Origin of the sequence: Xenococcus sp. PCC 7305, from assembly GCF_000332055.1 — a bacterium.
Lineage (GTDB): Bacteria > Cyanobacteriota > Cyanobacteriia > Cyanobacteriales > Xenococcaceae > Xenococcus.
The window spans coordinates 1-9,843 of the sequence record NZ_ALVZ01000051.1 but is presented as its reverse complement, the minus strand read 5'-3'; the positions used below and the strand labels follow the sequence as shown (position 1 = coordinate 9,843).

The following is a 9,843-nucleotide window of genomic DNA, read 5'->3' as shown; positions in this document are numbered from 1 at the left end:
CTGTGAATGATGAGCCTATTGCCCTAGATGATAGCGACATCACAGATGAAGATCTTGCAGTAACTACAGCAGTCTTAGCTAACGATAGTGACCTCGATGAAGATCCCTTAACTGTTACAAGTGCCACCGATGGTACCAATGGGACTACTACTGTAAATGCCGATGGCACCATTACCTATACTCCTAATCCTGACTTTAATGGTACTGACACCTATACCTACACCATTGACGATGGTAATGGAGGAAATGCTCCAGCAACTGTGGCAATTACTGTCAATTCTGTCAATGATATTCCGAATTTTACCCCTGGGGACACTCAAAATATCCTCGAAGATGCAGGGGCTCAAAACCTAGCCTGGGCGATAGGTCCTTCTCCTGGCCCTGAGAATGAAGCTGGCCAAGCTCTCAACTTTCTTGTTGAAAACGATAATCCGGCTCTTTTTGCTGTGGTGCCAACGATCGCACCTGATGGCACTTTAACTTATACCCCCATCGACGATACTAGTGGAACTGCCAATGTTACGGTCACCTTGACGGATGATGGTGGGACCGAAAATGGTGGCATAGACACTACTGGCCCTATCCCCTTTGTGATTAATATTGAGCCGGTCAATGATGCTCCAGGCTTCACCGCTGGACCTGACCAAATTGTTCTAGAAGATGCAGGGGCGCAAAATATTACTGGTTGGGCGACAGCTATTTTTCCCGGGCCTGTGGATGAGGCTGAGCAGGCCCTCAACTTTCTTGTTGAAAATGATAATCCGGCTCTTTTTGCTGTGGTGCCAACGATCGCACCTGATGGCACCTTAACTTATACCCCCACCGACGATACGAATGGCATTGCTAATGTCATTGTCACCTTAATAGATGATGGTGGCACCGATAATGGTGGTGTAGATTCTAGTGCTCCTGTACCCTTTGTGATCAATGTCACTGAGGTTAACGATGCTCCGAGCTTTATCCCAGGACCAGACCAAATTATCCCAGAAGATTCAGGAGTGCAAAGTTTGGTCTGGGCAACGGCCATTTCCCCAGGGCCTGAAGATGAAGCTGAACAGGCTCTGAACTTTATTGTCTCTAATGACAATCCTGCCCTTTTCTCCGTGGAACCAGCGATCGCACCTGATGGCACCTTAACCTATGGAACTGTCGATAATGCTAATGGCATTGCTAATGTCATTGTCACCTTAATAGATAATGGAGACACGATAAATGGTGGCATAAATACTAGTGACTCGGTACCTTTTGTGATCAATGTCACCGAGGTTAACGATGCCCCTGTCATCAATGATGATAGTTTGACCACAGATGAAGATATTCCAGTCAACATTGTCGCAATAGCTAATGATATTGATATAGATGGTAATCTAAATCCAACTTCCACAACAGTTGTTTCCCCAGCGACTAACGGCACAGTAGTTAACAATGGGGATGGCACCTTCACCTACATTCCTAATCCAAATTACAATGGTTTCGATAGCTTTACCTATCAGATTACCGATGCTGGTGGTTTGACTGATATTGCGACAGTAGGCATCACAGTAAATTCCGTGAATGATTTTCCGATTGCGAATGACGAAAATGTTACTACGGATGAAGATGTCCCAGTCAACATTGCTGCAATAGCTAATGACATTGATGTAGATGGTAATCTTGTTCCCACTTCTGCGACAATAATCGCGCAAGCAACTAACGGAACAGTGGTTAACAATGGAGATGGCACTTTCACATACACTCCAAATCCAGATTACAACGGTCTCGATAGCTTTGCTTATCAGATTAGCGATGCTGGCGGTTTAACTGATATTGCCACAATAGGTATTAATATCATCCCAATTGAAGATTCTATTATTCCCAATCTGATCACAGAGCCCCTCAATACAGTTGGCGGTACTGGAGGTAATGATGCTTTGACGGGAACTACAGATTCTGAATTGCTGGCAGGATTTGCAGGCAATGATGTACTAGACGGGAGAGCTGGGAATGATATTCTTGACGGCGGACCCAATATAGATACAGCAGTTTATCAAAGCGACTCCGCAGGAGTGAATGTAAACTTAAATACGGGCATTGTCAATGGAGGATTTGGCGGAACTGATACCTTAATCAGCATTGAAAATATTATTGGTTCTGAGTTTGACGACAATATATTGGGAAATGCTGAGAGTAATAGCCTAACTGGACGCAACGGGAATGACACAATTAATGGTGGTGATGGCAATGACTTCTTAGTCGGTAGTGCTGGAGCAGACATCTTAAATGGAGGTGCAGGAAATGACAGTTTCATCTACCTCTCTCCCACAGAAGGCAACGACACCATTGAACAATTTGCAACAGGTGTAGATGAAATTCTGATTGTTGGAGCGCTTTTCCCTGGAGGTTTATCTGGGGGAGTATTACCCCTATCTCAATTCTTTGGAGGAACTATAGCAACAGACGACAATCATCGATTTGGCTACGATGCTGCCACAGGTCGAGTTTTATTCGATCAAGATGGGGAAGGTGGTCAAGGGGCACAAGTATTGGCAACTCTCACAGGTTCTCAAGGTCTTGTAAATACTGATATCAAGGTCTTGTAAATACTGGTCTCATTTTCCTCTAGTATTCAGTCAATGTTATATCCTAATATTCGCCATGTCACACGAAGGCAGAAGGAGGAAGTAAGTTATTTCCTTCTGCCTTCTACCCTCTGTCTTTAAGGACGAAGTCCTGGTAAGTCACCAAAAAGCAGCTTGACATTACAAGTTGCTGAGTTAATATCTTTGGGAAATAGTCCAATCTATATTATCGGTCCAAAGTTAATATTATGTCGGTTGCTGAATATTTTACCCAAGCAAAAAAACAAGTCGAGCAACAACAATGGCAGGATGCCAGCAAAAGTTTTCAAAAAATTATTGATTTAGAACCTAATCGTTGGGATGCCAATTTTAATTTGGGGCAGGTTTTATGTAAGCAGCAAAGATATGAAGAGGCTATGATAGCCTATAAAAAAGTAATTGAAGTTAATCGCAACTATAGTTGGTCTTATAATAATTTAGGAATAATATTATTACATTTAAAAAAAACTCAAAAGGCTATAAAATTCTTCTCTCAAGCCATCAAACTAGAAGAAGAAAATCCCTGGTTTTACCGCAATTTGGCTCGGGCTTTTGTCCGACAGGGGGATGAGGCACAAGCTCTCAATTGCTTAAAAAAATCCGTACAGCTCCAACCTAATTCTCCAGATTTGCAAGTTGAACTCGGAGAATCTTTGAAAAAGCACAATGATCTTAAAGAGGCAGTCAATTGTTTTTGTCGGGCACTAAGACTCAATCCTAATTATCTTCCTGCCTACACAGCTTTAAAATTCACTCAACTAGAATCAGCTTGGCTGGAAAAAGTCATTGGTTTTTATCAAAAAATATTAGAACAAAATCCAGATCTGGTCCCTGCCTTAAACAATCTAGCAGACCTACTAACTCAACAACAGAAACTAAAAGAGGCGAAGGTTTACTATCGCAAGTCTATCTATAAAAAAACCGTGGCTCTCAATCCCGAATTGGTGAAACTAGATTGGCGATCGCCCAAACAACAAGCTCCTGATTTTTTAATTATTGGCGCTGGTAAATGTGGAACAACTTCTCTTTATTCTTATTTAGACAATCATCCCCAAATTCTCTTACCGAATAATAAGGAAATCAATTTTTTCAGTAAAAACTTTACCAATGGCTGGGACTGGTATTTATCTCAATTTCCAACCATTACAGACGATCCAGAATTCATTACAGGAGAAGCTTCCCCTAGCTATTTTTTCAGGCGCCATGTACCAGAAAGAATTTATCAAACTGCCCCAAATACCAAACTAATCGTTTTATTGAGAAATCCTGCTGATCGCAGTATTTCTGACTATTATCAAAATAAAAAAACAGGAAAAGTCACAAAAACACTAGAAGAAGTAATCATCAGAGGAATAAAACATTCTCAACAAATGACCATTGATGAGTTATCTCATTCAGGAGGTACTTTATTTCAAAGCCTCTATTTTCTCAAGTTACAACGATGGTTGCAAATATTCCCCCGAGAGCAATTTTTAATTTTGAAAAGCGAAGATTTTTTTGATTGCCCTGGCAAGATTATGGAACTAGTTTTTCAATTTCTCGAATTGCCCAAAGTTATCAATAATCAATATCACAAGTTGAACATAGGCTCTTATCCTCCCCTAGAAGAAGATATTAGACAAAAGTTGACTGAATTCTTCCATATTCATAACCAAAAACTGGAAGAGTATCTACAAATAAAATTCAATTGGTAATTTATAACACAAACTGTTTTAATAAATTCTTCTATCATTATTCCATAGAACGGAATAAAAGCTATTTTTGTGCCACAAAAACAGTATGGCTATTCCCTAAATATCCATAAAATCTCGACCTATAAATTATCGCTTCTACACAACTAAAACCAACCTCTCTTATTTCATCAAGCATTTGCCATCCAAAGTCTTGAAAACATAACACACCATCCTTACTCATAGGATCTCCATGGTACTGAGCTGGTTTCAGATGGATTATATTTCCTTCATGATCAACTTTTGCTCTGATTATGTTTGAAGGTGAATTTATATTAAATGGCACAGAAAAGACTAACTTACCTTTTGGCTTCAACACTCTCAAACATTCTTTAAATGCTTGAATATAATTAGGTATATGTTCTAGAACATCAAAAGAAAGTATATAGTCAAATTTATTATTTTCAAACGAGAGACCAGTCAAAGACTCATTCCTAATTCCATCCTTTGTCATCGTTCCATAAGCAATTTTTTCTCCTAGATATTCACTTCCGCAGGTAAGAGGAAATTTTTGTGCTACATGCTTATATAAAGGACTTTTTTGCTCTGTCAAATAAATTTTAGATTCTTGACTGGGAGAACATTCCCTGAAAAAAATATGCAATGACCCTCTTTTTCTATTGTTCAGACGACATTTAACACATGCTAATCCTTCTCTCCAGTTGGGAATTTTTAAATCATTAACATTTCTCCCCCGACTGCAATCTATTTTAAAGTGACTAAAAGAATCACAGACATGACAATAGCCATTAAGCTCAACATGGTCTTGATCCTGATGATTGTAGAGAATTGCTTGTTCTATATCTTGCATTAAAATGTACAATTCCCGACTAACAGATCTTAATCGCTGATATTCGTCAAAAGATTTAGCCTTTAAATAGGAAAGATGTGGTAATTTCTGAGATGTATGCAATTTTTTTCCCTCGATTCTTCAATTAGTTTTGCGGACACATGCGGATGGTGACAATCCATATAGAAAATGTTGCTTATCTGGAATAGCTTTCCCCATGGTCGCCACCATTTGAGTTGGTTTAATAATATTGCTGATTAAAAGGTCTTCGTTTATTTTTTGGATTTTATCTATAATGGCTTTGTCTTCTGCTTTTTTGGGATCATAATTATGACCAAAAGCCCTGCTGATAAAAGGGTCGATCACACCACCCCAAAATATAAAATCTTGAAATTCAAAGGTTTGATCTAATAAATAGAGGATATCTTGAGCTCTAATGCCTTCAAAACCATGCTGGGAAAAATCTCGATTGATGAAATTCTCTTCTATCTGTTTACTTCGATGGTTAAATTTGTATTTTGAGGGTAAATCGCTCCAAAAAGAATTGATGACATTTAGTGCTTCAGGCCAACGTTGATGACCATTTCTACCGATCATATCGTGGGTTATAAAATAACCTTCAGGAGTCAAATAATCATATATTTTTTGAAAGATACTTTCTAGTTCAATGAAATGATGCAGACATTGTATAGCCAAAATTACATCATATTGATGTTGTACTTTCCAGGAATTTAAATCTATTGCTTTAACTTCTAAATATTTTTCCAAACCCAATTTGCAAGCAGTTTCCCAACCCTGCTGCAATTTATTTTGATTAATGTCAATACAGTCAAAAACAAAGTTAGTATGACCAGCCCCCACTAGGTTTTTGATCTGATGAATTTCGTTGCTACAATTATCGACTCCAATACTGCAAAAACGGGCTTTATCTTTGGTCTGACAAGCTTGCTTAAGATGTTGGAAAAAAAGATCACGTATTGATTTATATCCTATGGTTTTAATGTATATGCTTAAGTACCTATTAGACCAATAATGAAAGATTTGAGGTAAAGCATGTAAATTCGTGATCTTGTTAAAATCTTTTAATTCATTGTCAAGTCGTTTGTCATAATGCAAGTTTTGTCTCATTCTATTTTGGGTGCCAGACTTAGAGGAAGTAGTTGCTTTTTTGGGCTTCAGATTTTTCAAATTTAAGCCATACTTGTCCATTTATTTGGGGATTTAATTCAAATTTTGATACTTTGACTCCAAATTCTTGAGACCATTTACTTATAGTCTCGAAACTATATTTGATTACTTGTTTGAAGCGCCAGTCATCCAACGGTAGCTCATCTCCGTTTTCCCCTCCTGGAGGAAATCCGTTTTCAGTCGGCCAATAAGAAGCCAGCATAATTGATTCATCTGCGCCATTTTCTGCAAACTGTTCTATTATTTTACGAAACATTCCCGGAGTTGTATGAGTTACAATAGATCGCGCCACAACAAAATCAAACTTAACCTCAAAAACAGAAAAATCAAAGGAATTATTGTATGAGAATTCGGGCTGCTTCTCAGAGATAATTTCATCTCCTAGAGAATATTTTTTACCCGCCTCAAGCATTCCCTTTACTGGCTCAATGCCATAGTAGTTACCTTTATCCATGAAGCGTGCGATCCAATATCCAAGCCGTAGTGCACCACAACCGAGATCAAGAACTTTGTGATCTGGTCTCAATCCGTTTTGCAAAAGTGTGATGAATGTATCACGACCCACGCATTCAAAATAACCAATTGGGCCCCCAGTATAGGGAGTTTCTTTCTCGATCAGTTCCGCAATTTTTGGTAGGGGATTCGTCAATTTATCTTCACTCCTTATATCTTAGATAGTTGTATTTCGCGCCTAAAAATATTTAAAGTGCAATGGGAATTTTAAAGCAACTATTTGAGTCTTTTTTCTCTTGACTGCTGAGTTACGGTTCGCTCAAATATGATTGACTTCAGTTTTCGTGCATTACAATCCAGATTATGTCTTAAAAACTGGGGATTGCCATTAGTTTTTTTCTTAAATAAAAATTAAAGTCTGGTGGGGCAAAACTTTTAGTTTAGTTAAATTATAATCATTTTAAACAAGGACAATAAGTATTTAAGCTGACACTAACAGCTTCGGATAGTGACTTAAGAAATGATACCTAAGTAATTAACTCACCTTTTATCTGAAATTTATCGAAAAATAGTGAAACTTTATCCCAACCACACCTAAGACATAGTGAATCAACATATATTCGAGATATAGAAAACAACTTAGTGATCTTTCCCAATAACACTAATTTTTATTTGAACTTTTTAAAAGAGTATTATAATTAAAACAATGTTTATTTTTGACGAAGTAACTCAAAATGCTGGAATTTCTAATGTAAGATCAGGCGAATCAAGTTTTTGGGGTGACTTTAATAATGATGGCTGGCCTGACCTCTTAACCGGTTGGCATCTTTCTCCCACTGTCCTCTATCAAAACAATAAAGATGGAACATTTACAAATGTTACTTCTGTGGTGTTTTCCCCTTCACAACAACCCAAAGATAATCATGGAGCTGCTTGGGTTGACTTTGATAACGATGGCGATCAAGACTTAGTGGAATTAGTTGGTTCAGTACGAGGAACTGGCCTTGGAGATAATAATCTATATATTAATAATGACGGAATACTTTCAGACAAAGCTAGAGAACTAGGCATTGATTATTCACTGGGGCGGGGGCGAACTCCGACCTGGTTTGACCTTGACAAAGATGGTTTGCTAGATCTTGTTATGGCAGTGGCAGCAAGAGCAGATGGTCAAGCACCACCAACAATTTTTCGCCAGACCAATAGTGGATTTGAGGATATTGGCTCAACTATCGGCTTTAACCCTAACCACAATGTCGCCTTTGGCCTTCTGTCTGATTTATCAGGAGATGGGAACTTAGACCTGATTGTTATCGGAGAAGGTGCTCGACAGACTGTCTATGATATAAGCTCACTTCCCTTTAGAGACATTACTAATACTGTATTGCCGAATAACAGTCCCTCCAGAGATATCGCGATCGCAGACTTCAATAATGATTTACGCCCAGACATCTACTCAACACTTTCCTGGAATTTATCCGATTTTGGCCAAGAAGGAGCCAATGATGTAGCAGCGTGGTTAGGATTCAATCAAGATGAGCAAGGTATTAAATTTGATACCAATGGCGATGTCAAATTTAATCTTTATATTCCCAAGCAGTTTTCACCCATCCCAGGGTTATTATCTCAAAGCGAGGTTTATATCGGAGCAGGAGGGCTTAAAGCCATAGATGAAGACCCTTCTACTCCAAATAATTTGGAGTTCACCCTCTCTCCCACTAATCCAAATTTTCACGGGATTTTCTCCCATCAGGCGGGAAGCGATCGGGGCGTTTACATTGGTTATAATCCCACTTTGGAAAATTGGCAACTACTTTTGTCAACTCCCAATCGGAATAGTGTACCTATTTCTATTGAATCGACAGAACCGATTTCGGAGCTAGAAGCTATTGGCTTTAATCCCAATCAACCGCCTCCTCTTGACAAACTACTGCTAAATAATGGCTCACAACTGGTAGATTATACTGGAGCATCTGCAATAAATAGAGTACCCAATGCTGGAGTGAGTGTTGCAACGGGAGATTTTGATAACGATATGGATATTGACCTCTATATTGTGGCAACGAGTGCAGCAATCAATCAGCCTAATATTCTCTACGCAAACCAAGGAGATGGAACTTTCATTCCTGTGACCGATGCTGGAGGTGCAGCAGGAACTACCCGAGGAGTTGGCTCTAGAGTCACAACTGTTGACTATGACCAAGACGGTTTTCTCGACTTGTTCGTTACCAATCACTCCGAACTTATCGAGGATGCCCCCTATGAGCTTTTTCGGAATTTGGGTAATGATAATCATTGGCTCGAAATTGATTTAGAAGGGGTCGTGTCTAACCGAGACGGCATAGGTGCCCAGATATTTGCTACTGCTGGAGGGGTGACACAACTCCGAGAGCAGGCTGGAGGAATTCATAATGGAGCTCAAAATCATCAGCGAATTCATTTTGGACTAGCAGATAACAATATAGTGGATGAGTTAATTATCAGATGGCCAAGTGGGATAGAGCAAACACTCACAAATATTTCTGCCGATCAAATTATCCAAATTGTAGAATCCACAGATAGTGAGGATGTTAATGATGATGATCAGATTTTTGGGCAAGACGATGACGACTTAATAGTTGGGGGAGATGGCAATGATACTCTCAATGGTGGTAGTGGCAATGATCAGGTTTTTGGGCAAAATGATGATGACTTAATAGTGGGGGGAGATGGTAACGATACCCTAGGTGGTGGCACTGGCAATGACCAGGTTTTTGGGCAAAATGATGACGACTTAATAGTTGGGGGAGATGGCAATGATACTCTCAATGGTGGTAGTGGCAATGATCAAGTTTTTGGACAAGATGATGACGATGTAATATTGGGAGAAGCTGGCAATGATGCTCTCGATGGCGGCAATGGCGACGATCAGATTTTTGGACAAGATGATGACGATTCAATATTCGGAGGAGATGGCAACGATACCCTAGGTGGTGGCACTGGCAATGATCAGGTTTTTGGGCAAAATGATGACGACTTAATAGTGGGAGAAGCTGGCAATGATACTCTCAATGGTGGTAGTGGCAATGATCAGGTTTTTGGACAA

General features: G+C 39.2%; 6 protein-coding genes. 3 read left to right on the top strand and 3 right to left on the bottom strand.

Annotated elements, in window-relative coordinates; genetic code table 11:
• Positions 1-2,579, top strand: a 2,579-nt coding sequence (locus XEN7305_RS01125) for a tandem-95 repeat protein (protein WP_144053173.1), incomplete at its 5' end; no start/stop codon positions are given.
• Between the two features lie 227 nt (positions 2,580-2,806).
• Positions 2,807-4,291, top strand: coding sequence for a tetratricopeptide repeat protein (locus tag XEN7305_RS01120; RefSeq protein ID WP_006507472.1), 1,485 nt, complete (start codon positions 2,807-2,809; stop codon positions 4,289-4,291).
• A gap of 61 nt (positions 4,292-4,352) precedes the next feature.
• Here the strand turns inward: XEN7305_RS01120 and XEN7305_RS26265 are convergent, their stop codons facing one another.
• The 3 genes from XEN7305_RS26265 to XEN7305_RS01105 are packed head-to-tail and all read right to left on the bottom strand — an operon-like array spanning position 4,353 to position 6,954.
• Positions 4,353-5,240 (bottom strand): class I SAM-dependent methyltransferase, encoded by an 888-nt coding sequence (locus tag XEN7305_RS26265; RefSeq protein WP_006507471.1) that lies wholly within the window; start codon positions 5,238-5,240, stop codon positions 4,353-4,355.
• An 18-nt stretch (positions 5,241-5,258) separates the two neighbouring features.
• The gene (locus XEN7305_RS01110; RefSeq protein ID WP_158500368.1) at positions 5,259-6,233 is read right to left on the bottom strand and encodes a cyclopropane-fatty-acyl-phospholipid synthase family protein; all 975 of its coding nucleotides are present in this window, start codon (positions 6,231-6,233) and stop codon (positions 5,259-5,261) included.
• 31 nt (positions 6,234-6,264) lie between these two features.
• Complete coding sequence (locus tag XEN7305_RS01105) at positions 6,265-6,954, bottom strand: class I SAM-dependent methyltransferase (protein WP_006507469.1); 690 nt, start codon at positions 6,952-6,954, stop codon at positions 6,265-6,267.
• Between the two features lie 510 nt (positions 6,955-7,464).
• Here XEN7305_RS01105 and XEN7305_RS26260 point away from each other — a divergent pair.
• Positions 7,465-9,843 (top strand): CRTAC homolog protein (locus tag XEN7305_RS26260; protein ID WP_006507468.1); only part of this gene is annotated, 2,379 nt, incomplete at its 3' end.